This is a genomic window from Terrisphaera buseokensis, from assembly GCF_047521145.2.
Taxonomy (GTDB): Bacteria; Verrucomicrobiota; Verrucomicrobiia; order Opitutales; family Opitutaceae; genus ER46.
The window spans coordinates 4,088,531-4,113,735 of the sequence record NZ_CM134186.1 but is presented as its reverse complement, the minus strand read 5'-3'; the positions used below and the strand labels follow the sequence as shown (position 1 = coordinate 4,113,735).

Below are 25,205 nucleotides of genomic sequence, written 5' to 3'. Positions count from 1 at the left end.
GCCGCGCGCCCGGACGAAGGGCGATCACTTTACTTCCAACGGCCAGCCACGCGACGCGCGTTCGCCGACGAGGACGCAATCATAGCGGCCGGGCTTCAGGGCGCCGGCGGGAATCGTCAGCAACACGATCGCCTGCCGCGACCGGGCGACGAGACCGTCCGCGACGTGCTCGAAGGTCGGCAGCAGCACGAGCCGGTCGCCGCGCACGTAGAGTTCCGCGCCGCCGAGTTGCTGGTGATCGGTGGGCAACGTGCACGTGAGCTGGATCACGTAGGGCTGTTGCGGTGCCATCACCGGCGCGGTGGTGACGCTGAGAATCTCGGTCGCGAGCAGCGGCGTCTCGACGAGGGTCGAGCGCAGATCGGCGGGCACGCCGCCGACATCCGGCAGCACGGCCGCGCCGCCCGCGACGCGGCCGCCGTCGGCCGGGCGTTGCGCGGTGATGGGAATCCGCTGGTAACCGGCGGCGAGCAGGCGCGCGACGTTGGCGCGATTCTTCATGTCCTCGTAAGGCTGGAAGGCCGGTCCTGCCTTGCGATACCGCAGCGTCAGAAACGTGTACGGCACGATGAGCACGAGGATCGCGAGGACGATCCACTTCATCGGCCAGGGCTGACGTGATTTGGGCGCGGCGGACATGAGCGAAAGGAGGGAAAGCCACGAGGGGCGGGCGAAGCAAGGCTGGGGTAGAGGTGGCGCGCCCGGGACGACGACGTCAGGCCGCAAACAAGGATTGCTCCGCCCCGCCCGGGCTGCTTCGTTGCGCGACTTCATGAAACTCTGGTCGCAGTTTTTTATCCCGACACTGAAAGAGAGTCCGTCCGATGCGGAGATCGCGTCGCACAAGCTGCTCGTCCGCGCCGGACTCGTGCGCAAGCTCGGCGGCGGATTGTACACGTACATGCCGCTCGGGCTCCGGGTGATTCAGAAGATCACGCAGATCTGTCGCGAGGAACTCGATACGGCGGGCGGCATCGAGTTGTGGATGCCGCACGTGCATCCGGCGGAATTGTGGCAGGAGGGGCCGCGCTGGGCGGCGGCGCGCGAGATCATGTTTCGCGCCGACAGCGCCGGCGACGGCAAGCGCGCCGGCCGCGAGCCGGAGTTTGTGCTCGGGCCGACGCACGAGGAAGTGATTACGCCGCTCGTGAAGACGGAGATCACGAGCTATCGCGATCTGCCGAAGAATTTTTATCAGATCGCGACGAAGTTCCGGAATGAGATCCGGCCGCGCTACGGGCTGATGCGCGCGCGCGAGTTCATCATGATGGATGCGTATTCATTCGACGCCACGGACGAGGGCGCGGTGAAGAGCTACCACATCATGAAGACGGCCTACGAAAGCTTCTTCAAACGGATCGGTGCGCAGGCCATCGCGGTCGAGGCGGACACCGGCGTGATGGGCGGAAGTTTTTCACACGAGTTCATGGTGCCGGCGGAAATCGGCGACGATGACGTGATCTACAACGAAACCAGCGGCTACGCGGCGAATCGCGAGAAGGCGACGAGCGCGCTCGTCCCGGCCGGTCATCAGGACGCGGCGCCCGCAGGCGCGGTGGAAGAGTTCGCCACGCCGGGGGTGGTGACGATTGCGGCGCTCGAGGCGGCGCCGTATGGCGTGGCGGCGAACCAGCAGTTCAAGACGCTGGTGTACATGGGCGACGGCAAGCCGTTCCTCGTGGTCATTCGCGGTTGCGACGAACTCGAGGAGGCGAAGCTCGGCTCGCTCGGCTTCACGCTGTTCCGCCCGGCCACCGCCGAGGAAATCGAGCCCGTGCTCGGCGCGAAGCCCGGCAGTCTCGGTGCGGTCAAGGGCACGATCAAGAATCAGGGGGCGCTCGCCGGCATCTTTGCCGATCACGCGATTCGCCTCATCGGCAACGGCACGACCGGCGCGAATAAGGACGGTTTCCATCTGCGCAACGTCAACGTGACGCGCGATCTCGCCGTGACGAAGTTCGGCGACTTCCGTCGCGTGCGCACGGGTGAGCCCGATCCCAAATCAGGTCTGCCGCTGCAATCGCGCCGTGGGATCGAGGTCGGCCACATTTTCAAACTCGGCACGAAGTACTCGGAGAAGTTCGGCGCAGTTTACACCGATGACCAGAAGCAGTCACACCACATGGTGATGGGCTGCTATGGCATCGGCATCAGTCGGACGATGCAGGCGGTGATCGAGCAGAGCCACGACGCCGACGGCATCGTCTGGCCGTGGAACTGCGCGCCGTTCCAGGTGTTGGTGTGCGTGCTCGATCCGCAATTGCCGGAGGCCATGGAACTCGCGAAGAAGCTCGGGGCAGCGGCGGAACGTGCGGGTGCTGACGTCTTGATCGACGATCGCGCGGAGCGCCCGGGCGTGAAGTTCAAGGATGCCGACCTCATCGGCATTCCGCTGCGCCTCACCATCGGTGGCAAGGGCCTCAAGGAAGGCATCATCGAGCTCAAGTGGCGCACGCAGAAGGAAGTCGCCAAGGTGCCGCTCGCTGAAGCCGAGGCGCGCGTGTCGGCAGCGGTGGGCGAGGCGCGAGCCAAGGCGGCTGCTGGTAGTTGAAAGGTGAAGGTTGAAAGTTGAAAGAGGCGGTCACTTCGCGAAATCAGGAGAATGACCGGCATTGATAAATTCAGTTTGATTCCAGTTTCGCCGGAGAGGGACGACGCCGTCCGGTTTCCCACTTTCAACTTTCACCTTTCAACCTTCAACTGCTGGCGTCGAGCGCAGCCCCCGCCTCAGCCCTTGCTTCCCGTCGCGGCGTTCAGCGCTTCAAGGCTCTGGCGTGCCAGGGCGAAGTCCGGTCGGATCCACAGGGCGCGGGTGAGATAGGTGCGGCCCTCTTCGAATCGCTTCAGCCCGAGGAGAATGTTGCCGTAGTCGGCGAGCGCGTCCGGGTTCCACGGCTCGAGCTCGGCCCGCGCCTTGATGTGCGCCCGCGCCTCGTCGAGTCGGTTTTGTCCGAGAAAAATCCGGGCGAGTTCGAGGTGGGCGGGACCGGAATCGGGGTTGAGCCGCAGTGCCTGTTCAAAGTGTGGGATGGCGTCGGCAGGTCGGCCGACACGCATCCAGAGCGCCCCGAGGTTCACGTGGAGCGCGGCGTTTTCCGGTTCGATCCGAATCGTGTCTTCGATGTGCCGGCGGGCTTCGTCGTAGTTCTGCTGCCCGATCGCGATGGCGGCGAGCTGCGTGCGCGCGTTTACGTAATCAGGGCTGAGCTCGAGCGCCCGGTGAAACTGGGCTGCGACTTCGGTGGCCGGCCGCCCTGCGCCCTGCAGCGCCACCGCGAGCAGGTAACGCACCGGGGCGTTATCCTCGCCGGCCTTGATGCTGTGCTCGAACAGCGTGACGCTGTTGCGCCACGCCAGCACCTGCCGGGCTGCCACGAGGCCCAGTCCGACTGCGATCGCCGCACTCGCGCCGATCGCGAGCACGCGTGGGCGTGGCCAGCGTTCGAGCAGGTGCGCGCCGATCCAGACCGCGGGTGTCAGCACGCCGAGAATTGGCAGGTACATGTAACGATCCGCCATCGACTGCGCCCCGACCTGCACCAGGCCGATCACCGGCACGAGCGTGCCGAGAAACCAGAGCCAGCCGAACAGTCCCGACGGCTGACGGTGCCGCCAGCGCCAGGCCGCGAGGCTCAGCAGGCCGAGGATCACGCAGGCGCCGGCCACGACGAGCACGGGCCAGTGTCCAGGATGATGATACATCGGCGCGAGTGATTCCGGCCAGAAGGTCTTGCCGAGGTAGCGTACGTAGGCGACCAGGGCGTTGGCCACGCGGACACCGAGCGAAAAGCGCTCGCCGTAGTGCGCCGCGCCGGTGGCGCTCTGCACGATGAAGGTGAGCACGCTGTGGGCTGCGACCAATGCGAACAGCGGTAGCTTCTCGATCACCAAGGCGCGCCAGCTGCGTTCCGGCCAGCGGCGCAGCGGCCAGAAATCGAGCAGGAGCAGCGTGCACGGAAATGTCACCGCCATCGGTTTCGCCAGCAGCGCAAACACCATGGCGGCAGCCACCAGCAGGTAGCGGCGAACGGACGGCGCGCGCGCGTAGACGCGGTAGGCCCAAAGTCCGAGCAGCCAGAAAAAACCGCTGAGCAGGTCCTTGCGCTCGGAGATCCAAGCGACCGATTCCACATGCAGCGGATGCACGGCAAAGAAGGCCGCCACGACGGCGGGTCGCCACGTCGCGCCGGTCAGCGCGCGCCCCACGAGGAAGACGAGCAGCGTGTTCAGGACGTGCCAGCCGAGATTTTCCCAGTGCATCGGGGCGGGCTTCACGCCGAAGATCTCGCAGTCGAGCTGGTGCGACAGCGTCGTCAGCGGATGCCAGTTGTTGCTGTGCGTGCCGGTGAACGCCCACACGATTCCAGGAGCGCGCAGGCCCTGGTTCACCAGCGGCTGGAACTGCACGTAGGCGTCGTCGTCGAGGTTGACGAAGTCGCACTGGCCGACGCGCCAGAAGGTGAGCAGGGTGAGGACCACGAGGACCAGCGCGATTAACCACGGCTGCGGCCGCGCCGGGGCCGGGGGCGAGGGCGAGGCGGGCGGAACGGTTCCCGTCAGCATGGGTGGGAGAGGGCTCGACTTTGCGCCGCGTTTGACATCTTCAGGCAACCCAAACTCCCCTGCTTACGTGCTGCACGGCAAGAAAATCGTGGTGGTGATGCCCGCTTACAACGCGGAGCTGACGTTGCGCCAGACCTATGACGAGGTCATGGCGCAGGGCGTCGTGGACGAAGTGATCGTGGTCGACGATTCCAGTCGCGATGCGACGGTGGCGATCGCGCGCACGCTGCCGCACACGCGGGTGGCGGTGCACCCGCAGAATCGCGGCTACGGCGGCAACCAGAAAACCTGCTACCGGTTGGCGCGGGAGTCGGGGGCGGATGTGATCATCATGGTGCACCCGGATTATCAATACACGCCGCGGCTGCTGCCGGCGATGGCATCGCTGGTGGCGGGCGGGCTCTACGAATGCGTGCTTGGGTCTCGGATCCTTGGCGGCGGCGCGCTGGCCGGCGGGATGCCGTGGTGGAAATACGTGGCGAACCGCGCGCTCACCGCGGCGGAGAACGCGTTGCTCGGGGCCAAGCTCTCGGAGTATCACACCGGTTACCGGGCGTTTTCACGACCGTTGCTGGAACGATTGCCCTTGGAAGTGAATTCGGACGACTTCGTTTTCGACAACCAGATGCTCGCGCAGATCCACTGGACCGGGTGCACGATCGCGGAGATCACGTGTCCGACGAAATATTTCCCGGAGGCATCCTCGATCAATTTCCGCCGCAGCGTGCAGTATGGCGTCGGGTGCCTTGGGACGGGGCTGGCGTTTCGTCTCGCGGCGTGGGGGCTGCGATCGAGCCCGCTCTTCCGCCCGGAACTGCGTCCGGCGATCAACGCCTGACCCGCAGATTGCGGTCGATCGGATTTGCACGCCGCGGTTCCGCCCATTCACTACCGCGCGTGACCGTCTTCAGCTCCCAGCCGCAAACCAAGGAGATCTCCCGCACCGAACTCGCGCTCGAGGGCGTGTGGCGCGTGGTCGTCCTCAATGATCCGGTCAACCTCATGTCGTACGTCGTCATGGTGTTCAAAAAGGTCTTCGGTTTCGACGAGTCGACCGCCCGGCAGAAGATGCTCGAGGTGCACGAGCAGGGGCGATCAATCGTGTGGAGCGGCTTGCGGGAAAAGGCGGAGGCGTATGTCTTCACCTTGCAACAATGGCACCTCACCGCCGTCCTTGAGCACGATGAAGCGCATTGAAGTGAAACTGGCCCTGCCGGTCGTCGCGCCGCTCCTTGATGTCATCAAGGACATGGCGGACAGCCTTGGGAAAAATCTGGCAGCACCGGTGGCGCTGACGGATCTCGACCCGGAGTTTCACGGCGCGTGGGTGGACGAGTTGCTCGGCACGCAGAACGAGGACGTGTGCGCGCTGCTGGCGTTGTTTGACGACGAGTTTTTCCGCGAGGGCGTCGTGGCCTTCGACGAGAAGAATGCCGAGGTGATCCTGCGAGCCAGCGCGGCAGTGCGGCTGCGCCTGCGCGAGAAATACCTGAAGCAGCTGGGCGACGAGACGCTGGAGAGCGGCGATGTGGATTTGATGTCGCTCGAGGAAGGGCTGCGAAAGGCCTTCATGTGCTACCTCTTTCTCGCGACCGTGCAGGAATTGATCATTCAGCACTTGGACGAAAGCATCCAGGGCGCTTGAGGGAGCGGCCGCGGAAAGGGCCGTTAATGGCCCGGCGGTTTTATTGCCCACAACCTGCAATCGGCATTTGACGGGGCGGGGGTGTGACCTACTTTGGAAGCGACACCCTGCAGTGTTCGAGGTGCTTTCAAAAACTGCTCTTTGCCTTAGGAAAATCACGGGAGCCAAAACCGTCGTGGAAGATGTCAGGCCGTAAACCGGAAGACAGACGCTGCGGCGGAGGCGCCCACCTTAACTAAAAAAGGTCTTGAGCCTTTGGGCATACGGCACAGGCGGGGCGTCACTTATTTTCAGTTGAAGGCCGATCCATCCGGATCGGCCTTTTCTGTGCACAAATTGGGTGGACCCGATTGGGCCGCCGCGCTGAGCTCCCGCCTCCCATGAGCCCTACCATCTATTCCATTCTTCACGTCGCGTCGGTGCTGGTTCTGACCGCTTACACCTTTTACGCGTTCGCCGCGGCCCCGGAAACGCGCAAGCGCGTGCTCATGATCACCGGCATCGCGAGCCTGCTGGCGCTCGTCGGCGGCTTCGGGCTGCAGGCGAAACTGCAGGTGGGCTTTCCAGGCTGGCTGATCGTGAAAATCGTATGCTGGCTCGGCCTTTCCGCCCTCGCCGGCTTCGGTTACCGCCGCCGTGGCGCGGCCGGCACGCTGAGCGTCATCGCCATCGTCCTCGCGCTCGTCGCGATCGTCATGGTGTACACGAAGCCGTTCTGAACTCCGGTTGAACGCGAGCGGGATGCCGCGATTGCGCCGCGTTGACGGACACTGGAGCCTGCGAGCCGCATGATTGAAGAACGCCTCCAGGCCGCGGGCACCCTGTGTGGCGTGTGGGTCGACGACACCGGCGGCGTGCACACGACGATAGCGACGGCTGACGGCGGACGCGAGCATCGGGCCGCGACGCTCCGACCGTTTGCCTGGCTCGACGCCGCGCCCGCCGATGCCACGCTGGTGGGGGTGACGGTCGAGGACTTGAACGGCGAGGGGCCGTTTCGCCGGCTGCTGCACGCCGACACGCTCGATGCGTTCAATGGCTTTCTGCGGAACGAGCAAACGGGCGTCCGGGCCGACGCGATCCGTCCGCTCGAAAGCCAGTTTCTCCTGCAGCAACGCGAGCGCCTGTACCGCGGCCTGACCTTCAGTCAGCTGCGGCGGTGCCAGTTCGACATCGAGGTCGCGTCGCCCGACGGCGGGTTTCCCGATGCAGCCCGGCCGGGTGACCGCGTGCTGGCGATCGGGCTGCGCTGTGCGGGCCGGAATCGATTGCTGTTGCTCGACGAGATGACCGATGCGGCCGAGAAGAAACTGCTGCAGGATTTCAGCGTGGCGCTGGCCGAGATCGATCCCGACGTCATCGAGGGCCACAATCTCTTCAAGTTCGACCTCGATTACCTCCGGCAGCGCTGCCGGCGGCACAAGCTCGCCTGCGAGTGGGGGCGTTACGGGCAAAAGGCATCGTTTCGCAGCAGCAAGCTCAAGGTGGCGGAGCGCTGGATCGATTTCACGCGGTGCGATCTGCCGGGTCGGGCCGTCGTGGATACGTACCTCCTCGTGCAGCTCTACGACATCACGACGCGGGAGATGACCTCTTACGGGCTCAAGGAGGCCGCGGTCTATTTTGGCATCACGGAGGACGACGACGAGCGGACGTACATTCGCGGCGATCAAATCCAGCACGTGTTCGTCGCGGATCGCGCGCGATTCTGCGCCTACCTCGAGGATGACCTGCGGGAAACGCAGGGACTCGCGGATCAGCTGCTCCCGACGTATTTCGAGCAGACCCGGACCTTTCCCACGCTGCTGCAGGAAGCCACGCTGCGCGGTGCGACCTCGAAGATCGATCTCCTGTTTCTCGAGGAATACTACCACGCGCGGCAGGCGTGTCCGACGCCGCCGGAGGTGAAGCCGTTTGAAGGCGGCTACACGCGCAGTTTTCAGGAAGGCGTGTTTCGGCACGTGCTGCACTTCGACGTCGCGTCGCTGTATCCAAGCCTGCTCCTGACCATCGGGCGCAATCCGCGGAACGACACGCTCGGCGTATTCATTCCGCTGTTGCGGCGGCTGCGCGAGTATCGCCTGACGTACAAGCAGCGGGCGAAGACCGCGCCCACCGCAGAGGAACGCGCGGAGGCACAGGCGCGGCAGACGAACTTCAAGATTCTGATCAATTCGTTCTACGGCTACCTGGGATTTTCCGGGGCGCGTTTCGGCGACGGTGAGCTGGCGGCGGACGTCACGCGCCGCGGGCGCGAACTGCTGCAGGCGTTGATCGATGAGTTTGCGCGGCTCGGCTGCACGATTCTCGAGGCGGACACGGACGGCATCTACCTGTCGTCGGAAAAATATTTCGATCAACCCGACGAGCTGCTGGCGCTGGTCGCGCCGATTCTCCCCGCGGGGATCGAGCTTGAGTACGATGGACGCTATGCCGCGATGTTTTGCTACAAGGCGAAGAACTACGCGCTGTACGACGGAAAGAAGATCACGCTGCGCGGCAGCGCGCTACGATCGCGGGGGATCGAGCCGTTTCTGAAAAAGCTGTCGAGCCAGCTGATCCGCTTTCTCCTCGGGGCGACGGCGGAGTCGCCGCTGGTGTCGTGGGAGAACTACCGTGCACAACTTCCACTTCGCGCGGTGCCGCCGGGGGAACTCGCGAAGAGCGAGACGCTCAGCCAGAATCCGGACGCGTACGAACGCATGATTGCCGAGGGCGGCAAACCGCGCCGGGCTGCCGCCGAAGTGGCGCTGCAACTGACGCCCCGCCCGCGCATGGGCGAGCGCGTGACGTATTACATCACGGCCCGCGCCAAAGGCCGCACAAGCGACTGGCAACGGGCGCGTCCGCTGGCGCTCTACGATCCGGTGGCGGCGCCCTACGACCCGGATTACTACCTCGAGAAACTCAACGACTGGCTCGAGCGCTACGGCACATTTCTCGGCGGTGCGAAGCCCACGCCGCCGGAGCCGGCGCAGGGCGAGTTGTTGTTTTAGCCCGGCGTCAGGGACCGTGGTTCTTCTGACAGAATAGACAGAATGGACGGAATCCAGAAAAGGGCCTCGGCCAGACGACCTGCAGCGCCATTCAGTCAATTCTGTTCATTCTGTCCAAAGAGTGGCTATGAAAGCCCGGCTCGCTTCAGTAGCTCCAACGTTCCCTCGTCCAGCGGCGTGGCGCCGAGCTGCTCGCGGAGCAGGGCTGGGTTGGGGGCGAACGCCGGCAGGTTGTTGGCAGGGAATTCAACGCGCGCGCGGAGCGAGAAGCGCAGGGCGTTCAGCGCGGTCGCGCGGGCCATCGCGGCGTTGCCGAGCGCGGTGTACGCGTGCGCGGCTTCGGCGTTGAGGGCGGCGTAGAGCAGCACCTTGTCGCGGGCAATTTCCGGCGTCTCGCCGTCGGTGAGCATGACGAAATGCTGTTCCGGGGTGAATTGAAACAGTTTGTCCGCTTCGAGTGAGAAGAGCCGCTCACAGGCCTGCACGACGGCCTGCAGCGCCTGATCCGGCTCGCCGTTGCGGCGTTTGAAGACGACGCGCGCGAGCAGGCGGCCGACTTCGTCGATGATGCGCAGGATGTAATCGCGGCGGGACGTGAGCATGAGCGGGCTGCGAGCGGAAAAAATCCACCCGCCGACGCCTGGTGCAAAGCGCGTCAGCGGGTGGATTGTAATGCGGGACCGTTCCGGTGTTACGCCCAGCGCAGATCGGTCCGCGAGAGCGGCATCTGGCGCACGCGTTTGCCGGTGGCGGCGAAGATTGCGTTGCAGACGGCCGGAGCGACCGGAGGCAGCGCGGGCTCGCCGAGGCCCGTGGTCGGGTAGTTCGTCTTCAGGAAGTGCGTCTCGATTTTGGTCGGAGCATCCGTGATGCGAATCAGCGGGTAGTCGGTGAAGTTGCTCTGCACCGCGCGACCGCGCTCGATGTTGATCTCCTGCGTCATCAGGGTGCCGAGGCCGTCGACGACCGAGCCTTCGACTTGGTTTTCAGCCCCGCTGAGGTTGACGACCTGGGCGCCGATGTCGCAGCCGCTGATGAACCGATCGACCTTGAGCTGGCCGTCCTTGGAGACGGTCACCTCGGCGATCTGCGCGAAGTAGCCGCGATGGCTGAAGTGGAACGCGATGCCTGCGCCCTGGCCCTTCGCGAATTTCTTTTTGCCCCAGCCGGCCTTCTCGGCGGCGAACTTGAGGACATTGCGCATGCGTGCGACGTTGTAGCCGGCAGCCGGGCCCTTGCCCTTGGCGGCGCCGCCACCGCCGGCGGGCATGTCGTCCTTGTCGCCCAGCAATTCGAGGCGCAGTTCCAGCGGATCGCGACCGCCGGCGTGGGCGAGTTCGTCGATGAAGCTGTGGATGACCCAAGCGAAGACGCAGCTGCCCGGGGCGCGCCACGGACCCATCGGCCAGCCCGTTTCAAACATCGTCTGCTCAGCCTGGTAGTTGGCGATCCAGCGACCGGGGAATTCATCCGGGCTGAGGCCGCCGCCGCTGCCCGGGCTGCCGCCTTCGCCGAAGGTGAAGAAGTGATTCTTCCAGGCGACGACCTTGCCCTTGGCGTCGATGCCGCCCTTGAGGAAGTGGATGCCGCCGGGTCGATATTGATCGTGGCGCAGGTCGTCCTCGCGGGACCAGGTGAGCTTCACCGGCACGTCGAGTTTGTGGGCGATGGCTGCGGCCTCGATCAGGTAATCGGCGCCAATGCGACGGCCGAAGCCGCCACCGGCGCGGTTGATGTGGAGTTTGATCTTATCCGCCGGAACGCCCAGCACCTTGGTCACAAGACCGGCGCCGATTGTCGGAATCTGCGTCGGGGACCAGAGCTCCATGACGCCGTCCTTCCAATGCGCCGTCGTGTTCTGCGGCTCGAGATTGGCGTGCGAGATGAATGGATACAGGTATTCGGCCTGCACGGTTTTCACGGCGCCGGCGAGGGCGGCGTCGGGATCGCCATCCTTGCGCAGGGTGCGGCCGCCGGGTTGGGCAGCTTTTTCGCGGGCCTGGGCAACGAAGGTGTCCCAGCTCTCGCCGGCCACCTTGCCCTCATCCCACGTCACCCTGAGTTGCTTGCGGGCACTGAACGCGGCCCACGTCGAGTCGGCGACGATGGCGACGCCGGGAACGAGTTCCTTCACCTTGCCGTTGCCCTCGATGATGAAGGCGTGCTTCACGCCGGGCAGGGTCTTGATCTGATCGAGATTGGCGCTGACGACCTTGCCGCCGAACGCCGGGCACTTTTCGTAAACGGCGTAGAGCATGCCGGGCAGCTTCACGTCGATGCCGAAGAGCGACTGGCCGGTGACGATCTTCTTGCTGTCGAACTGCGGGACGCGCGTGCCGAGGAGCTTGAAGTCCTTCGGCTGCTTGAGCACGACCGCTTCCTTGGCGGGGACGGGCAGGGTGGCCGCCTTGGCGACGAGCTGACCGTACTTGAGTGACTTGCCGGACGTGTGGAGGACCGCGGCCTTTTCGGCGCGGCACTCGCTGGCGGGGACGCCCCACGTCTGGGCCGCAGCCTCGACCAGCATCGTGCGCGCCGTGGCGCCGACGAGGTGGAAGTTGTCGTAGTTGTTCGGCGTCGAGTTGCTGCCGCCGGCGCCCTGGTTGCCGTAAAGCTTGTCGTCGAAGTCGCCCTGCTCGATGGAGATTTCCTTCCACGGCACTTCGAGCTGCTCGGCGATGATCATCGGCAGGGACGTCTTCACGCCCTGGCCCATTTCGGGCTGCTTCGAGACGATGGTGACCGCGCCGGCGGGCGTGATGCGGATGAAAGCGTTGGGCTTGAAATCACCGCTGGCGGACGTTTCCGCTGCGGCGGCGTCGCCGCCGGAGCGAATGTAGAACGCGAGGGCGAGACCGCCGCCGGCGAGGCCGGTCAGCTTGAGGAAGTCGCGACGGTTGACCGGCGCGGAGAAGGTCGTGATTGAGGAATTCATTGGGCGGCCTCCTTGCCGGCGGGCATCGCGGCCGCCTGCTTGATTGCGGCGCGGATGCGCAGATAGGTGCCGCAGCGGCAGAGATTGCCGGCCATCGCGCCATCGATCTCGTCGTCCGCGGGCTTCGGGTTGTCCTTCAGGAACGAGGCGGCCTGCATGATCTGGCCTGCCTGGCAGTAGCCGCATTGCGCGACGTCGCTGTCGCACCAGACCTGCTGCAACGGCGTGAGCTTCGCGGCGTCCGCCGCCAGTCCCTCGATGGTCGTGATCTTTTTGCGACCCACGGTGGACACCGGCGTCATGCACGACCGGGTTGCCTCGCCGTTGATATGAATCGTGCATGCGCCGCACTGGCCGACGCCGCAGCCGAATTTCGTGCCGACCAGATCGAGATGATCGCGGAGCACCCACAGCATCGGGGTGTCGGGCGCAACGTCCACCGTGCGGGACGTGCCGTTAACGTTGAGCGTGTATTTCATGGAATTCGATGGAGCTGGGGGCGGGGTGAATTCGTCCGAGGCTTGATCCCGCCGGCAACCTGGCGGCCGGAGGCAAACGACGGGGAACGCGGTGGCAGGATGAAGCGTGCAACTGCCCGACAAGGGGGGCCCGGCAGGCACACGAACGATCACTTCAGCCACCGAGGAGGGAATGGCAAGTGTGCGGTGGTTTTTTTTGCGAGCGGCGAACGCCGGTGTCCCGGACGATTCGGTTGCCACTGCCGGTCCGAGTGTACCAGCCTGAAAACGCCCTGGGCGTGACGTCCCGCGCTCGCCTCCGCCGCCCGCTTTCCCATGAAAACCCGCTCGGTTCACCGTGCTTTGCCCCGCCGTCGCTTTCTCCAACTCTCCGTCGGCACGGCAGTGCTCGCGGGCGCAGGTCGCTCCTCCTGCCTGCGTGCCGCGTCTGCGCCGGCTGTTTCCAGCCCGTTCAAGCTCCGGTATGTCTTGTCGACGAATCAGTATGGCACGCTGCCGATCGCCGACATCCTGCCGGAAGTGCAGCGGGCCGGGTGCGAAGGACTCGACGTGTGGGCGGGACGCTGGGGCAATCAGCGCGAGCAGATCGATGCGATGGGCCACGACGCGTTTGCCGCCTTGCTGGCGCGGCACCGCGTGGGCGTGAGCACCTACACCTGCATGGATCCGGGCTTCCTGAAGGCGGGACCGCACCTGAAGGCGATGAAGGCTTTCGGCGGCAACATGGTGGTCGCGGGCTTTGGCGGTGGCGGCCCGGGGGCGAACGATCTTCGCGGTGACGATCTTCGCCGCGCCATTCGCGCGCAGGTCGAGCGGCTGAAACCGGCGTTCGATCTCGCCGGCGAGCAGGGCGTGAAGCTCGCGATTGAAAACCATCTCAATAGCCTGCTCGAAACGCCCGACTCGCTCCCGATGCTGGCCGACGCGATTTCCGCGTCACACGTCGGCGTGGCGTTTGCGCCGTTCCATCTCCCGCAGGATGCCGCCCTGCTCGGCCGGCTCGTCGGCGATCTCGGCGATCGGCTCTTTTATTACTACGCTTGGCAGTACGGGGACGGCAGCGGCAACCTGCCGCCCGCCGCGCAGAAGCAGCAGCTGCCGGGCGTGGGTCCGCTCGATTTCGCCCCGATGCTCGCGGCGCTGAAGCGCCACCGCTTCAACGGCTGGACGTCCGTCTTCATGCACCCGACGCCGCGCGGTTCGCCGCTGCATCAGTCCATTCCCGCCGTGACCGCGGAGCTGAATCGCGCGCGCGCTCATCTCGAGCGGCTGGTGGCGGCGCTTTGACCGTCGCGCCGCTCCGGGCGGTCATGCGGCGGGCCTGCGCGCCAATGCGTCAGAGCGTGCCCACGAGTATCAGGATACTGGCGACGCCGCCGCCCAGGGCGAGAAAGCCCCAGGCGCGGGTCGCGGAGAGCTTCCACCACAGGTAAACGCCCGTGGCGATCCACACGAGGGTGCTGACGCAGAAGAGGTCGACAATGAACGCCCACACGAAGGTGAGGCCGCCCGCCTGACCATAGCCGACCCGCTGGTGCAGGCGCATGACGATCTCGACGCCGGTGGTCGGGCGCTTTTCGGCGCGCAGCTTCTTCTGTTCGCCGTCGAAGACGACGCGCATGGGCTGCCGGAAGTTCTGGAGATTGATGGTGAGACGCGAGCCCTGACGCTGCGCGCCGAACGCGCCCGCGAGCCCTTGCTCGTTGAGGATGCGACGCGCCGTTTCGCGCACGGCGTCCGGCCCGCTCGGCAGTTCCACGGCGTAGTCTTTCTCCCAGAGGGGCGTCCATGGCTGGTCGGCGGGCCGCGTCTGGCGGAAGTGTTCGCCGTGGTTGAAGAAGACGGTCGAGATTGCGTAGATGAGCATCCACGGCAGCAGCAGCAGGCCGAGGTAAAGATGGGCGCGACGTAGGAGCAGGTTCACTGATTTCATGACGCGTCGTGCTCAGAGGTTGGCGAACAACACGCCGAAAAGGGAGAAACCCGCCGCGGCGCAGGCTGCGCCCCACGCCCGCGCCGGCTTGATTTCCCACCACATCCAGATTCCCGATACGGCCCAGAACAGCATCGCGACGACGGCGAGATCGACCGTGACCGCCCACAGGCGCGCGGCGAGGAAGGGCTGTTCGTAACCGTGGCGGAAGTGGAGCCGGTTCAGGAACACGGGCGTCACAAACGACTGCTTTTCGACGAGCAGCCGGTTTTCGGCGCGAAAGTAGGTCACGCGATGCGCGGAGAAGGCGGCGTTGCGGTTGACGACCAGTCGCAGAGAGGTGGCGGTGCCCTGGACGTTGAAGGTGCCGGCCAGGCCGAGCTCCTCGAGAATCTGGCCGCCGATCTGGCGCGGATCCGCGTCGCTCGAAAACACCGTCGCGTAAGGCCGGTCCGCCACCTGCTCAAACGCGTTGAATTTTGCCCCGTAGAGTCCGCGGACCCACGCGCCATGGTTCAGCACCAGGCCGCTCAGCGCGTAGATGATCATCCACGGCGTGACGAACAGCGCCAGGTACATGTGCGTCCGGCGGATCAATTTGGAAGGAGTGACGTTCATGGGGGCGGGAACGATCGATCAGGGAGCGGGGCATCGGGGCCGTCCCCGCGTCGGTTCTGGCTTCGAGCCAACGGCCGCGGCCGCCAAAGACGAGCGGGATATTGTTTCGCCGCCGGCCTATGGGGGCTTTTCGGGTCCGCGGATCATCTCCGCACTGCAATTTGCACGTTCTGTCCAAAACGCGGAGGACAGATTGCAACATGACGGGAGCCGCGGCACCTGACGCAACGAGCTTCGTGTACAGGTCAAGCCGTTGTCGGCGAGCTGCTTGATGCCCGGGGCGGTGGTCGTGGCACGAACCTAGTTATGGGAGTGGCATGCAACTCAGCCACGTATCGGTTCAGTCCTCCGAATCCTCCGCCGACCTCTCTACCGCTCCGGCCGACGCCGCCGGTGACGTCACGAGCAGGCAGGCCACGACCCCCGCGGCGTCCACGGCCACGCGCAACTCCGCCCGCGAAGCGATATACGACGCCGAGCTCGTGCGCCGTTTCAACGCCGGCGACGCTGCGGCGTTCGACGAGATCATCTCGCGTTACCGCGAACGGATTTTTCTCGTGGCGCTCGCGTTTCTCCGCAACCGCGCCGACGCCGAGGAAATCGCGCAGGACACGTTTGTCCGCGCCTATCGTAGTCTCGTCCGCTTCCGCGGCGACTCGTCGCTCGCGACCTGGCTGCATCGCATCGCGATCAATCTCGCGCGTAATCGTTACTGGTACTTCTTCCGCCGCCAGCGCCACACCACGCTCTCGTTCGACTGCGCGTTGAATGACACGACGGGCGCCACGTGGTCCGAGATGTTCGCGTCCGACGCGCCGTCGCCGGCCCGGGAAGTCGTCACGGGCGAGTTCTCCTCGCTGGTGTCCGCCTGCATGGAAAAGCTTGGCGAATCGCATCGTGAAATCCTGACGCTCCGCGCCGTCCTCAACCAGTCGTACCAGCAGATCGGTGCGGCGCTGGGGATTTCGGTGGGCACCGTGAAAAGCCGGATCGCCCGGGCGCGGACGTGCCTGCGGAAGTTGCTCGCCGAGGCGTGCCCCGAGTTTGCCACGGATGCGATGCCGTCCGATTGGTTTGAGCCGACACGTCCGGCCGGCCGGTTCGAACTGACACCCGCGTGATCGTTCGTTTCGCATCCCGATTGCGTGGTACCTTCGCACTCCAGCGCGGTCAGTGCCCGCACGACATTGCAACGTTCTCTTCAAAGTGAGCCCTTCGCGTGGTTCTTTCGCCTCGCCACCTTTCTCATGGTGGTGGTCATCCTGCGGCTGGGCCGTGAGGTGCTGCTGCCCATCACGTTTGCGGTGCTGCTGGTTTTCCTGCTGGGCCCGAGCGTAGTCCGGCTGACGCGCTGGGGCCTCCACAAGGCGCTGGCGATTCTCGTCACCGTTAGCCTGGCACTGGCGCTGACGGTGGGTGTCGGCTGGCTGATTGCCGACCAAGCCATCCGGCTCGGCAAGGAGTTGCCGAGCTACGAGCAGAATCTCCAGGCAAAGATCGCGGCGCTCAAGGCCCCGCATGCCCCCGTCGCCCTGGTGGAACTGGGTTCGATGATCGACAAGCTGGGTAAACAGATCACCGCACCGAACGCGGAGGTGCCGGTTGTCGCCGGCGATCCGCCAGCCGACCCGAAACCAGTTCCGGTGGAGGTCCGGACGGCCAACGCGTCGCCCCTTGCTCTCGCGCGTGACATCCTGATGCCGGTGCTTTCGCCCCTTGGCACAGTGGGTATCGTCCTCGTTTTTGTCGTGGCCATGCTGTTTCAACGCGAGGACCTTCGCGACCGTTTCATCAAGCTGATCAGCTCTGGCCACATAAACGTGGCGACGCAGGCGGTGGACGATGCATCGGAGCGCGTATCCCGGTATCTCTGGATGCAGCTCATCGTCAATGCCACGTATGGGATTCCGGTGGGGCTCGGGCTCTATTTCATCGGCGTGCCCAATGCGCTCCTCTGGGGCGTGATCGCAACCATCCTGCGGTTTATTCCGTACGTTGGACCATGGATTGCGGCCGCGTTTCCGGTCGTGCTCGCCATCGTGATCGATCCGGGCTGGACGAAGTTCATGTACACGTTGGGCCTCTTCATGGTGATGGAGCTCGTGAGCAATAACGTGATCGAGGTCGTGCTCTACGGCGCGTCGACGGGCATTTCGAACATCGCGCTGCTCGTCGCCGCGGTATTCTGGACTTGGCTGTGGGGAATCGGAGGATTGGTGCTCTCCACGCCCCTCACGGTGTGCCTGCTCGTCATGGGCAAGTACGTTCCAGGCTTGGGCGGGCTGAGCGTGCTGCTGGGGAGCGAGCCCGTGCTCGAGCCCCCCGCCCAAATGTACCAACGCATGCTCTCGATGGAGTCGGAGGACATGGTGGACCTGGCGACCAAGTACATCGAGGAACACTCGCTCGAGCAGTTCTACGAGGAGGTGCTTTCGCCCGCACTGATTCTTGCGGAGGAAGATCGTCACAGCGGTGCGCTCACGGAGTCACGCGAGGCGTTTATCTTTCAGGCGGGCCGGGATCTGATCGAGGAACTCGAGCGCCGCGATGAGCTGACCGCAGCAAAGGCCGACAAAGCGGCGGGCGCTCCCGCCCCGATGGTGGAACTCCCCGCGGCCCCGGTGATTGTCGGTCTGCCGGCGCGCGATGCGGCGGATGAACTGGTAGCGCTGATGCTCGGACACCTGCTTCGGCGGAGGCGAATTGCCACCGCGGTGTTTGGCCTGGGCGGGGAAGTGGAGAACGCCTCTGCGTGCATCACGCAGCAGAAGGTGAAGGTTGCGTTCATTTCTGCGTTGCCGCCGTCGGCGCTCGTGGGAGCCCGCCAGATGTGCCGGCGGATTTCGGCCCGGCATCCGGACTTGACCGTCGTCGTGGGCGTGTGGACCCGACTGGCCAAACGGGAGGAGCTCAAGGAGCGACTGGCGATGCCGCAGGCACCGGAGGTCGTGACCTCCCTGACGGACGCCGTAACCTTCTTGGAGCGCTTGAGTCCGGCGCGTACGGCGCCGCCACAGGTGCTCATGCCGGCTGCCGAAGTCAGCACCGTCTAGCTTTGCTGCGACGTCCTGGTAGTGGCCGCGGGAGCGCGACTGGATTCGGCTGTGGGCCAGGCACAAAAAAGCGCGGCGTTTACGCCGCGCTGGGTGGGAGAGACTGAGTCAGACGCGGGCGTGCCCGTCGCTCAGAGCTTCGGCCGGCCGCTGCCGCGAATCGCGCCGACGATCAGCGAGACCACGAGCAGCACGAGGAATACATAGAACAGCGTCTGCGCGATCGAAGCGGACGCACCGGCGATGCCGGTGAAGCCGAGCACGCCGGCCACGAGGGCGATGACGAGAAAAACGAGGGTGTAATAGAGCATGGGAGTGACGTTGATGACGGTGTGGTGTGATGCTTTGCGGACGTCAGCGACCGCTGACCCGATGGACTGCTTCACGCCTGCCGCGTGCCAGCAGATCGCTGATTCTGCTTACGCCGTGAGGGCGAGCAGGTTGCCGAAAATGCCGCGAAACTCGCGCTCGACGGCATCGGGCGAACTGCAACCTGAAACGCGGTCAATTTGGACAATGCGCAGGATCGCTTCGTTTCCGCTGACGCAGATTTGCACGCGGAGAGATTGCAGAAAGTGCCGGGGGCCGGGAACCTCGGCTTGGGCCCGCGTACTGTGGGATTTCCAAACTTCCACTGGGTGGACTCTGTCGCATGCGCATACTTGTCGTTGATGATCATCGAACCGTCCGTCTCGCCATTTCCCAGGCCGTTCGCGGCGAAGGCCACGAGGCTGACACCGCCGATACCGGTCGCGTTGCTCAGCTGAAGCTGCAGGAGGAGCGCTTCGATCTGGTGGTGCTCGATCTGCACCTCGAAGGGGAGGCGGACGGACTCGAGTATCTCGCGAAGCTGCAGAAAATTTCTCCCGGTCTGTCCGTCGTGATCTGCACGGCCCAGGCCAGCATCGATACCGCGGTGGAGGCGATGCGCCGTGGCGCGATCGATTATCTGGAGAAACCGTTTACGCCGGAACAGCTCCGCACCGTCCTCTCGCGCGTCGAGCGGATCCAGCGGCTCAAGCAACGCGCCGAGGGTCTCGCCGACCAGGTGGCGCGCACGGGGCCCCGGCCGGATTTCAGTTCCGAGGACATCGCGATGAAGACCATCGTCGATGTCGTGGAGCGCGCCGCGAACACGCGGGCCACGGTCCTTTTCCTCGGCGAGAACGGCACCGGCAAGAGTCAGCTGGCCCGTCATGTGCACGGGCTCAGCGCGGCGGCGGACGGACCGTTCGTGACGGTGAACTGCCCGAGTCTTTCCCGCGAGTTACTCGAGAGTGAACTCTTCGGCCACGTCCAGGGTGCGTTCACCGGCGCGATCAAGGACAAGTGGGGCAAGGTCGAGGCGGCGCGGGGCGGCACGCTGTTTCTCGACGAGATCGGCGAACTCCCGGCCGAACTCCAGCCGAAGCTGCTGCGTCTGCTGCAGGAGCGCGCGTATGAACGCGTCGGTGACACGAAGACGCGTCATGCCGACGTCCGCGTGATTGCCGCGACGAACCGCGATCTCGCCGCGGCGGTCAAGGCCGGGACTTTTCGCGAGGATCTCTTCTACCGGCTCAACGTCATCACGGTCACCGTCCCGGCCTTGCGCGAGCGACCCACGGACCTGGCGCGGCTGGCGAAAAGTTACCTGCAGTATTTTGCGGAGGATGCCGGGCGGCCGGTCCAGACGTTCAGTCCGGCGGCGTGGGCTGCGCTGCGGGCACATCCGTGGCCGGGCAATCTGCGCGAACTGCGCAACGTGATCGAGCGCGCGGTGATTCTGGCGCGCGGCAGTGAAATTGAGCTGGGCGACCTGCCCGCCGAGCTGGGCACGAGCGTGGAGCCTTCGGTCGAGCTCGGCGCCCTCGTCTCGCTCGAGGCGCTGGAACGCGAACACGTGCGCCGGGTGATCGCGCGGACCGTCCGCCTCGAGGATGCCGCGGCGGTGCTCGGCATCGACAGCGCCACGCTGTATCGCCGCCGCAAACGCTGGTCGGCCGAGGCTGCGGCCCCCGGTGCGGCGGAGGCGGTGCCCACGGAGGCCGGAACATGAGGCGGTGGAGCTTCGTCAGCGGACTCACGATCATGCTGCTGCTGCTGCTCGTGCTGAGCGGCTATTGCGTCTGGGTGACGCGAGGACTGACCAGCGATCTCGATCGCCTGATCGCGCAGAACTACGACAAGATTCGCGCGGTGCGGGAAATGCGGTCGGCAATGACGCGGATCAACGCGCGTTACCTGAGCAGTGCCGCGCTCAAGCAGGTGCCGGCAGGACTCGGTGTTTTTGAAAACGAGAGTGCCGTCATTCGCGAGCAGCTCGCGCTCGTGCGCGGTGACGCTTCCGATCCCCAGGAGCTCGAACGCTTCAACCGTCTGCAGGTCCTGCTCAAGGACTACCTCGCCAACTACGCCGTGCTGTTTGCACTCAATCCGGCCGAGACGGAGCGCCGCGATCAGTTGTGGGAGGCGCTCGCCCGCGGGACCGCCGACATCTCCGATCGGGCGCAGGAGATTGCCCAGGTGAACGAGAAGGCCCTCTTCGAACGCCGGGATGCCGCGGTGGCGCGCGGAAAGATGTTCGGCTGGGTGGCCATCGGCATCGCGGTGTTTTCCGTGGGCATCTACGTCTACACGTCGGTGCGACTCACGCAGGGAATCTTCCAGCCGCTGCGGCGGCTGCGGGATGCGATCCAGCAGGTGGGCATGCGAAAGTTCGACGCCATCGAGCCGCTCGAGGGCGGCGAGGAGCTCACGCAAATTGCGGTGACCTTCAATCAGATGGCCAGCGAGCTGCGCGCATATATTGCCGAGACGGATTTGCGTTCCGTCGAGGCCAGCCGCATCAGCCGCGCGATTCTCGAGGCGCTGCCGTATCCCATCTACATCGTCGACGAGTCCTATAATGTACGCCTCAAGAATCCCCGCGCGAAGGCGCTGTCCGCGGCGCTGAATATTTCCGGCCGACTCCCGGCCGTCGTGCGAAAGTGCGTCGACGATGCCGCCGCTCTCGGCACCGAGTTGATCGGCGACGATCTCCGCCGGGCGGTGGAGATTCCGATCGGTGACGCGACGTCGGGCCCGGTGCCCACGTTTCTGCCGCAGGTTTTCCGGATGGCCGACGTCCCGGGCTCCACGTCCGGCTGGGCCGTGCTGCTTGTGGACGTGACGCGATTGCGGCAATTCGATCAGGCCAAGACCAAGGCCATCGCCACGCTGGGCCACGAAGTGAAGACGCCGGTAACGTCGATTCGGATGGCATTGCATCTTCTGATGGAGGAGCGAATCGGGCCGCTGACCAATGATCAGCGCGAATTGGTGAGCGCGGGCCGCGACGACTGCGAGCGACTCCTCACGGTGCTGCAGGCCCTGCTGGAACTGGCCCGGTTTGAAGGCGGTCGCGTGGAAATCAAACTGACGCCCACCGCGCCCGCTGAACTGATCGCGCAGGCGGAGGCGATGCACGGCAGCTACCTGCGCGGCAGCGAGGCGCCGTTGAAAATCGAACCGGCCCCGGACACGCTGCCACTGGTGTATGCCGACGCGATTCATGTCGGGCGCCTGCTGGGGAATTTTCTTTCCAACGCCGCCAAGTATCGGACACCCCGCACGCCCGTTACGATGCGCGCCGAAGCCCGGGCCGACGGCTTTGTGCGCCTGAGCGTGGTGAATCAGACGCCGACTCCCTTGTCGGAGGTGGATCAAACGCGGATTTTCGACCCTTTCTACCGGCGGGCGGGCACCGGCACCGAAGGCACCGGTCTCGGTCTCACCATCTGCCGCGAGATTGCGGCACTGCACCACGGGCGAGTCGGAGTCCACACCGAGGGCAATGAAGTCGAATTCCATCTCGACCTCCGCGTCGCCGTGCCTGGTTCGCGGACACCCGTGGCGGCGCTTCCCCTGGAGGCCGTTCGCACCGTCTAAACCCAGCGCTCGCATCTCATGGCTGAACCCTCCCGCAACGCTGAGAACCCGGAGTCCGTGGTGCGGCGCGTGTTGGTGGTCGAGGATGACGCTTCGATCCGGCGGACCTGCGTGCTGACGCTGCGGGCCGACGGTTGGAACGCAGTGGGAGAGGGCTCGTCGCGTTCCGCGCTGGAACGACTCACGCGCGGCGGCGAAGCGTACGACGTCATCGTGCTTGATTACGCCATGCCTGATCTCGACGGGCTCGCGCTGGCCGCGGCGCTCGACAAGGCGGTCCGGCCGCCGATTCTGCTGGCGAGCGCGCAGGCCGATGGAGCGATCGCACTCGCCGCACTGCAACTCGGCATCTGGGATTTTCAGGCGAAGCCGCTGGTTCCTGACGAACTCAGGCGGCGCGTGCATCGCCTGTATCGGCGTCAGCATGACGCAGCTGATCCCGCGGGCTGGATGCATCGCGCCCTCTGCCGGTGTCAGCGTTGTGCGTGGGCGGAGGCGTTGCAGGAGTTGCAGGGCTGGCCCGAGACCGAACGCTCGGACTCAGGCCACCTCGTGATCGGTCTCGTGAGCCAGCTGGCGGGTGATCCGGTCGCCGCCTCGTCCGCGTTCAAACGCGTGGCGTGGAGCACCGACTGGCATCGATACGGCACCGAAATCTGGAGCGAACTGGCCCGCCGACTGGACTGAGAACCAAGCCAGCCGGCGGGAGTTTCGTCGCGGAATTCCGCGAATGATACGACTGACCGGGGAACCACGTTTACGGGGGAAAGAACGGCCCGTGGGTCACGATGGGCTGGAACTCGGAACCATGAGTCGCGCGACGAACGCGATCACGTTCAGGCGGCGCGGTACGCCTGGCTCACTTCCTCCGTGGTCACGGCGAAGCGCCGGAGCGCGTGGGGCCCGAAGCTCGTGGTGAAGGCGACGTCCGCCGCGTCGCGGCCACGCGCCATGACCAGGTGTCCGATCCGGCGCGCGTTGTGCCGGACATCGAACGTGTGCCAGCGTCCGCCGAGATAAACCTCCATCCAGGCGCTGAAATCCATCGCGGCTGGATCGCGCGGCACGCCGATATCCCCGAGATAACCGGTCGCATAGCGGGCCGGAATGTTCAGGCAGCGGCAGAGCGTGATCGCGAGATGCGTGAAATCGCGGCACACGCCGGTGCGCTCGTTGCACGCCTCCGCCGCCGTGCGCGTCGGGCGGGCCAGCCGGTAGTCAAAGCGCAGCGTCTGGTGCACCCAGTCACACACGGCCTGAACGCGACCCCAGCCGCGGACGCCGGGAATGGCGCTCGCGATCGACCACGCCACCGGACCGAGCAAATCGACTTCACAGTACCGGCTGGCCAGCAGGTACGGCATGACCTCCGGAGGCAACGCGCCGACGGGATGCTCGTCGGCGTCCCAGTCGACTGCGGCGGGACGGCCATCGTCCTCGATCACGCAGTCGCACGACACCTCGAGCATCCCGGGCGGAGCCGTGAGCCGGGTGGCGCGATTGCCGAATGCGTCGATGAAATGCTCGAACGGCACGTTCGGCGTGAGTCGAAAACGCTCGGGCGTCACCAACCGATCGGTCAGTTCCGGCCGGAGGTGAAGCAGCAGCACGACCGCCGTGGTGGCCGGCAGCTCGTAAGCCAGGTCGTAACCACAGCGGATGTACATGGCGGCGAGGTCGGGTTTAAGACCGACGGCGCATCACCAGGCCGGCGCCACCGGCGATGATGCCGATGATGCCCAGCGCGATGAGCCAGATGGTCTTGTTGGCCGGCGCGCCGGTCACGGCTTCAGTCACGGACGACGAGACGGAGTCCGAGGCGTTGATCCCGAAGATCAGGAGAACGACGCCGACGATGAGGAATGCGAGGGAGGGAATCTTGGACATGGTGATGATAGGGTTGATACGCGGAACGGGTGCAAAGTGGAGAAAGGCGCGCGGCTGCGGACGCAGCCGGCGGGTTTATTTCAGCGGGTCCTTCCCGCGGAAAAAGAGCCGGAGGATGATCAGGACGAACGCGGCAACGAGCAGCAGGTGTAGGTAGCCGTTGAGCGTGTAGGCCGACACGATGCCCGCGAGCCACAGCAGGACGAGGATGATGGCAATGGTTTCGAGCATGTCGGGGAGAAGTGGACGAAGAAGACCTCTGCAATCCCGATGCCACCTCCGTCCGGCGACTTCGCGCCGTTGCAGGCGAACGCGTTGGGGGAAAGAGGCCACGCCGGCACGTTTCCATCGTCGGGCAGATTGCAGGATGGTTCACCGGTTCAGTCGCAGAATGCGAGTCGCGTCGATCCGCTGCGGCGTTTCCGCCTGCTGCCGCGTAACCATGGCGCAGACGAGGGGTCCATGGTCGCAGCGGCAGCACCCGCCTCACCTCATGAAATCACACGCTGACCTTTGCCCGTTTCCCTGTCGTGCGGCGAACCTGGCCCTGCTCGGAGCATTGATGCTGTTCGTCGCCGTCGATGCCGTTGCGGCGTCGTCGTGGCGGTTTCGCTCCGTGACCGCCCGCAGCCTCACCACCGGCTTCGTCGCGGAGCCGGTGGCGGGCGACATGCTGCGTCCGACGGAAAGGGCCTTCCTGCTGAGAGCGGCGCAAGCCAGCCGGGAGCAGGTGCGCCTGGCGGAGTGGGGCGCGAGTCGCACCGAGAATTCCGACCTGCGCAGTCTCTCGCGCCAGTTGCTCACGGATTACCGGCGGTTGGGTGAGACCGTCGACGCTCTGAACCGGCGCAAAGGTGGCGTCGCGATCGAGGCGCCACGGACCGAGCCGGCACCGGCCGTCGCCGAGAAGTCCGGGATGAATCCCGATCGCGAGTTTCTCCGCGCCGTGGCGCAGGCGAGTGAAGCGATCCTCGTGGTCTTCGAGCAGGCCGCGTCCGAGGCCAGGGATCCCGATGTGCGTGAACTGGCCGCATCGCAGCTGCCGGTGTTGCGCGCGCATCGCACGACGATCACCGAGCTGAAGCGCACATTGGATTGAAGCGAGTTCGCCGCGGTTCGATTGCTTCCAGGACGGTGTGGGCCGGGAAGCCACTGACAATTGCGGGCAGAGCGGCACCTTTCCGGCC

25 protein-coding genes and 1 other RNA gene are annotated in these 25,205 nt (G+C 65.3%); 14 read left to right on the top strand and 12 right to left on the bottom strand.

What is annotated here, in order from left to right; translation table 11 throughout:
- Positions 1 to 24 precede the first annotated feature (24 nt).
- A complete protein-coding gene (locus tag ACLJEU_RS15360) occupies positions 25 to 639 on the bottom strand; it encodes a hypothetical protein (RefSeq protein WP_414661563.1) in 615 nt (204 codons plus the stop codon).
- A 133-nt stretch (positions 640 to 772) separates the two neighbouring features.
- Here ACLJEU_RS15360 and ACLJEU_RS15355 point away from each other — a divergent pair, with 133 nt between their 5' ends.
- Complete coding sequence (locus ACLJEU_RS15355; protein WP_414661564.1) at positions 773 to 2,551, top strand: proline--tRNA ligase; 1,779 nt, start codon at positions 773 to 775, stop codon at positions 2,549 to 2,551.
- A gap of 176 nt (positions 2,552 to 2,727) precedes the next feature.
- Here the strand turns inward: ACLJEU_RS15355 and ACLJEU_RS15350 are convergent, their stop codons facing one another.
- Entirely contained in the window at positions 2,728 to 4,563 is a 1,836-nt protein-coding gene (locus tag ACLJEU_RS15350; protein ID WP_414661565.1) for a tetratricopeptide repeat protein, read from the bottom strand.
- Positions 4,564 to 4,630: 67 nt separating this feature from the next.
- Between ACLJEU_RS15350 and ACLJEU_RS15345 the strand changes: the two genes are divergently transcribed.
- The 6 genes from ACLJEU_RS15345 to ACLJEU_RS15320 all read left to right on the top strand — a co-directional run bounded on the left by ACLJEU_RS15345 (position 4,631) and on the right by ACLJEU_RS15320 (position 9,204).
- Positions 4,631 to 5,401, top strand: coding sequence for a glycosyltransferase family 2 protein (locus ACLJEU_RS15345; protein WP_414661566.1), 771 nt, complete (start codon positions 4,631 to 4,633; stop codon positions 5,399 to 5,401).
- Between the two features lie 59 nt (positions 5,402 to 5,460).
- Positions 5,461 to 5,760, top strand: coding sequence for an ATP-dependent Clp protease adaptor ClpS (locus tag ACLJEU_RS15340; RefSeq protein WP_414661567.1), 300 nt, complete (start codon positions 5,461 to 5,463; stop codon positions 5,758 to 5,760).
- Positions 5,747 to 6,208 (top strand): hypothetical protein, encoded by a 462-nt coding sequence (locus ACLJEU_RS15335; RefSeq protein ID WP_414661568.1) that lies wholly within the window; start codon positions 5,747 to 5,749, stop codon positions 6,206 to 6,208. The genes ACLJEU_RS15340 and ACLJEU_RS15335 overlap by 14 nt, the downstream gene beginning before the upstream one ends.
- A 101-nt stretch (positions 6,209 to 6,309) precedes the next feature.
- A non-coding RNA gene (ssrS, locus tag ACLJEU_RS15330) (6S RNA) lies at positions 6,310 to 6,491 on the top strand.
- Between the two features lie 97 nt (positions 6,492 to 6,588).
- Entirely contained in the window at positions 6,589 to 6,927 is a 339-nt protein-coding gene (locus ACLJEU_RS15325) for a hypothetical protein (RefSeq protein ID WP_414661569.1), read from the top strand.
- A gap of 69 nt (positions 6,928 to 6,996) precedes the next feature.
- Complete coding sequence (locus ACLJEU_RS15320) at positions 6,997 to 9,204, top strand: DNA polymerase domain-containing protein (RefSeq protein WP_414661570.1); 2,208 nt, start codon at positions 6,997 to 6,999, stop codon at positions 9,202 to 9,204.
- 125 nt (positions 9,205 to 9,329) lie between these two features.
- On the opposite strand, the gene ACLJEU_RS15315 is transcribed toward ACLJEU_RS15320, so the two are convergent.
- The 3 genes from ACLJEU_RS15315 to ACLJEU_RS15305 all read right to left on the bottom strand — a co-directional run bounded on the left by ACLJEU_RS15315 (position 9,330) and on the right by ACLJEU_RS15305 (position 12,618).
- Positions 9,330 to 9,806, bottom strand: coding sequence for a hypothetical protein (locus ACLJEU_RS15315; RefSeq protein WP_414661571.1), 477 nt, complete (start codon positions 9,804 to 9,806; stop codon positions 9,330 to 9,332).
- An 89-nt stretch (positions 9,807 to 9,895) separates the two neighbouring features.
- Entirely contained in the window at positions 9,896 to 12,139 is a 2,244-nt protein-coding gene (locus tag ACLJEU_RS15310) for a xanthine dehydrogenase family protein molybdopterin-binding subunit (protein ID WP_414661572.1), read from the bottom strand.
- On the bottom strand, positions 12,136 to 12,618 hold the full coding sequence (locus tag ACLJEU_RS15305) for a (2Fe-2S)-binding protein (RefSeq protein ID WP_414661573.1): 483 nt from the start codon (positions 12,616 to 12,618) through the stop codon (positions 12,136 to 12,138). The genes ACLJEU_RS15310 and ACLJEU_RS15305 overlap by 4 nt, the downstream gene beginning before the upstream one ends.
- A gap of 315 nt (positions 12,619 to 12,933) precedes the next feature.
- Here ACLJEU_RS15305 and ACLJEU_RS15300 point away from each other — a divergent pair, with 315 nt between their 5' ends.
- Positions 12,934 to 13,905, top strand: coding sequence for a sugar phosphate isomerase/epimerase family protein (locus ACLJEU_RS15300; RefSeq protein WP_414661574.1), 972 nt, complete (start codon positions 12,934 to 12,936; stop codon positions 13,903 to 13,905).
- 49 nt (positions 13,906 to 13,954) lie between these two features.
- On the opposite strand, the gene ACLJEU_RS15295 is transcribed toward ACLJEU_RS15300, so the two are convergent.
- Entirely contained in the window at positions 13,955 to 14,551 is a 597-nt protein-coding gene (locus ACLJEU_RS15295) for a PepSY-associated TM helix domain-containing protein (RefSeq protein WP_414661575.1), read from the bottom strand.
- 12 nt (positions 14,552 to 14,563) lie between these two features.
- A complete protein-coding gene (locus ACLJEU_RS15290; RefSeq protein ID WP_414661576.1) occupies positions 14,564 to 15,169 on the bottom strand; it encodes a hypothetical protein in 606 nt (201 codons plus the stop codon).
- A 317-nt stretch (positions 15,170 to 15,486) separates the two neighbouring features.
- Between ACLJEU_RS15290 and ACLJEU_RS15285 the strand changes: the two genes are divergently transcribed.
- Together ACLJEU_RS15285 and ACLJEU_RS15280 are read left to right on the top strand one after the other, a co-directional pair.
- Positions 15,487 to 16,290 carry an RNA polymerase sigma factor gene (locus ACLJEU_RS15285; protein ID WP_414661577.1) on the top strand — a complete coding sequence of 268 codons (804 nt, stop codon included), beginning with the start codon at positions 15,487 to 15,489 and terminating at the stop codon, positions 16,288 to 16,290.
- Positions 16,291 to 16,356: 66 nt separating this feature from the next.
- The gene (locus tag ACLJEU_RS15280) at positions 16,357 to 18,222 is read left to right on the top strand and encodes an AI-2E family transporter (RefSeq protein ID WP_414661578.1); all 1,866 of its coding nucleotides are present in this window, start codon (positions 16,357 to 16,359) and stop codon (positions 18,220 to 18,222) included.
- A 131-nt stretch (positions 18,223 to 18,353) separates the two neighbouring features.
- Here the strand turns inward: ACLJEU_RS15280 and ACLJEU_RS15275 are convergent, their stop codons facing one another.
- Together ACLJEU_RS15275 and ACLJEU_RS15270 are read right to left on the bottom strand one after the other, a co-directional pair.
- Positions 18,354 to 18,533 (bottom strand): DUF1328 domain-containing protein, encoded by a 180-nt coding sequence (locus tag ACLJEU_RS15275; RefSeq protein ID WP_414661579.1) that lies wholly within the window; start codon positions 18,531 to 18,533, stop codon positions 18,354 to 18,356.
- A gap of 108 nt (positions 18,534 to 18,641) precedes the next feature.
- The gene (locus ACLJEU_RS15270) at positions 18,642 to 18,779 is read right to left on the bottom strand and encodes a hypothetical protein (RefSeq protein WP_414661580.1); all 138 of its coding nucleotides are present in this window, start codon (positions 18,777 to 18,779) and stop codon (positions 18,642 to 18,644) included.
- A gap of 95 nt (positions 18,780 to 18,874) precedes the next feature.
- Between ACLJEU_RS15270 and ACLJEU_RS15265 the strand changes: the two genes are divergently transcribed.
- From ACLJEU_RS15265 to ACLJEU_RS15255, 3 genes are read left to right on the top strand one after another with little or no spacing between them, the layout of a single operon-like run.
- Positions 18,875 to 20,260: a sigma-54-dependent transcriptional regulator gene (locus ACLJEU_RS15265; RefSeq protein ID WP_414661581.1), complete on the top strand. Its 1,386-nt coding sequence runs from the start codon at positions 18,875 to 18,877 to the stop codon at positions 20,258 to 20,260.
- Positions 20,257 to 22,131 carry a sensor histidine kinase gene (locus ACLJEU_RS15260; RefSeq protein WP_414661582.1) on the top strand — a complete coding sequence of 625 codons (1,875 nt, stop codon included), beginning with the start codon at positions 20,257 to 20,259 and terminating at the stop codon, positions 22,129 to 22,131. Before ACLJEU_RS15265 ends, ACLJEU_RS15260 begins: the two co-directional genes overlap by 4 nt.
- Before the next feature lie 18 nt (positions 22,132 to 22,149).
- Positions 22,150 to 22,818 carry a response regulator gene (locus tag ACLJEU_RS15255; protein ID WP_414661583.1) on the top strand — a complete coding sequence of 223 codons (669 nt, stop codon included), beginning with the start codon at positions 22,150 to 22,152 and terminating at the stop codon, positions 22,816 to 22,818.
- Positions 22,819 to 22,967: 149 nt separating this feature from the next.
- Here ACLJEU_RS15255 and ACLJEU_RS15250 read toward each other — a convergent pair whose 3' ends face one another.
- The 3 genes from ACLJEU_RS15250 to ACLJEU_RS15240 all read right to left on the bottom strand — a co-directional run bounded on the left by ACLJEU_RS15250 (position 22,968) and on the right by ACLJEU_RS15240 (position 24,249).
- Complete coding sequence (locus ACLJEU_RS15250) at positions 22,968 to 23,798, bottom strand: transglutaminase-like domain-containing protein (protein WP_414661584.1); 831 nt, start codon at positions 23,796 to 23,798, stop codon at positions 22,968 to 22,970.
- A 16-nt stretch (positions 23,799 to 23,814) separates the two neighbouring features.
- The gene (locus tag ACLJEU_RS15245; RefSeq protein WP_414661585.1) at positions 23,815 to 24,018 is read right to left on the bottom strand and encodes a DUF3185 family protein; all 204 of its coding nucleotides are present in this window, start codon (positions 24,016 to 24,018) and stop codon (positions 23,815 to 23,817) included.
- Between the two features lie 75 nt (positions 24,019 to 24,093).
- Positions 24,094 to 24,249 (bottom strand): lmo0937 family membrane protein, encoded by a 156-nt coding sequence (locus ACLJEU_RS15240; protein WP_414661586.1) that lies wholly within the window; start codon positions 24,247 to 24,249, stop codon positions 24,094 to 24,096.
- Positions 24,250 to 24,511: 262 nt separating this feature from the next.
- On the opposite strand from ACLJEU_RS15240, the gene ACLJEU_RS15235 reads away from it, so the two are divergent.
- On the top strand, positions 24,512 to 25,117 hold the full coding sequence (locus tag ACLJEU_RS15235; protein WP_414661587.1) for a DUF4142 domain-containing protein: 606 nt from the start codon (positions 24,512 to 24,514) through the stop codon (positions 25,115 to 25,117).
- Positions 25,118 to 25,205: the final 88 nt, after the last annotated feature.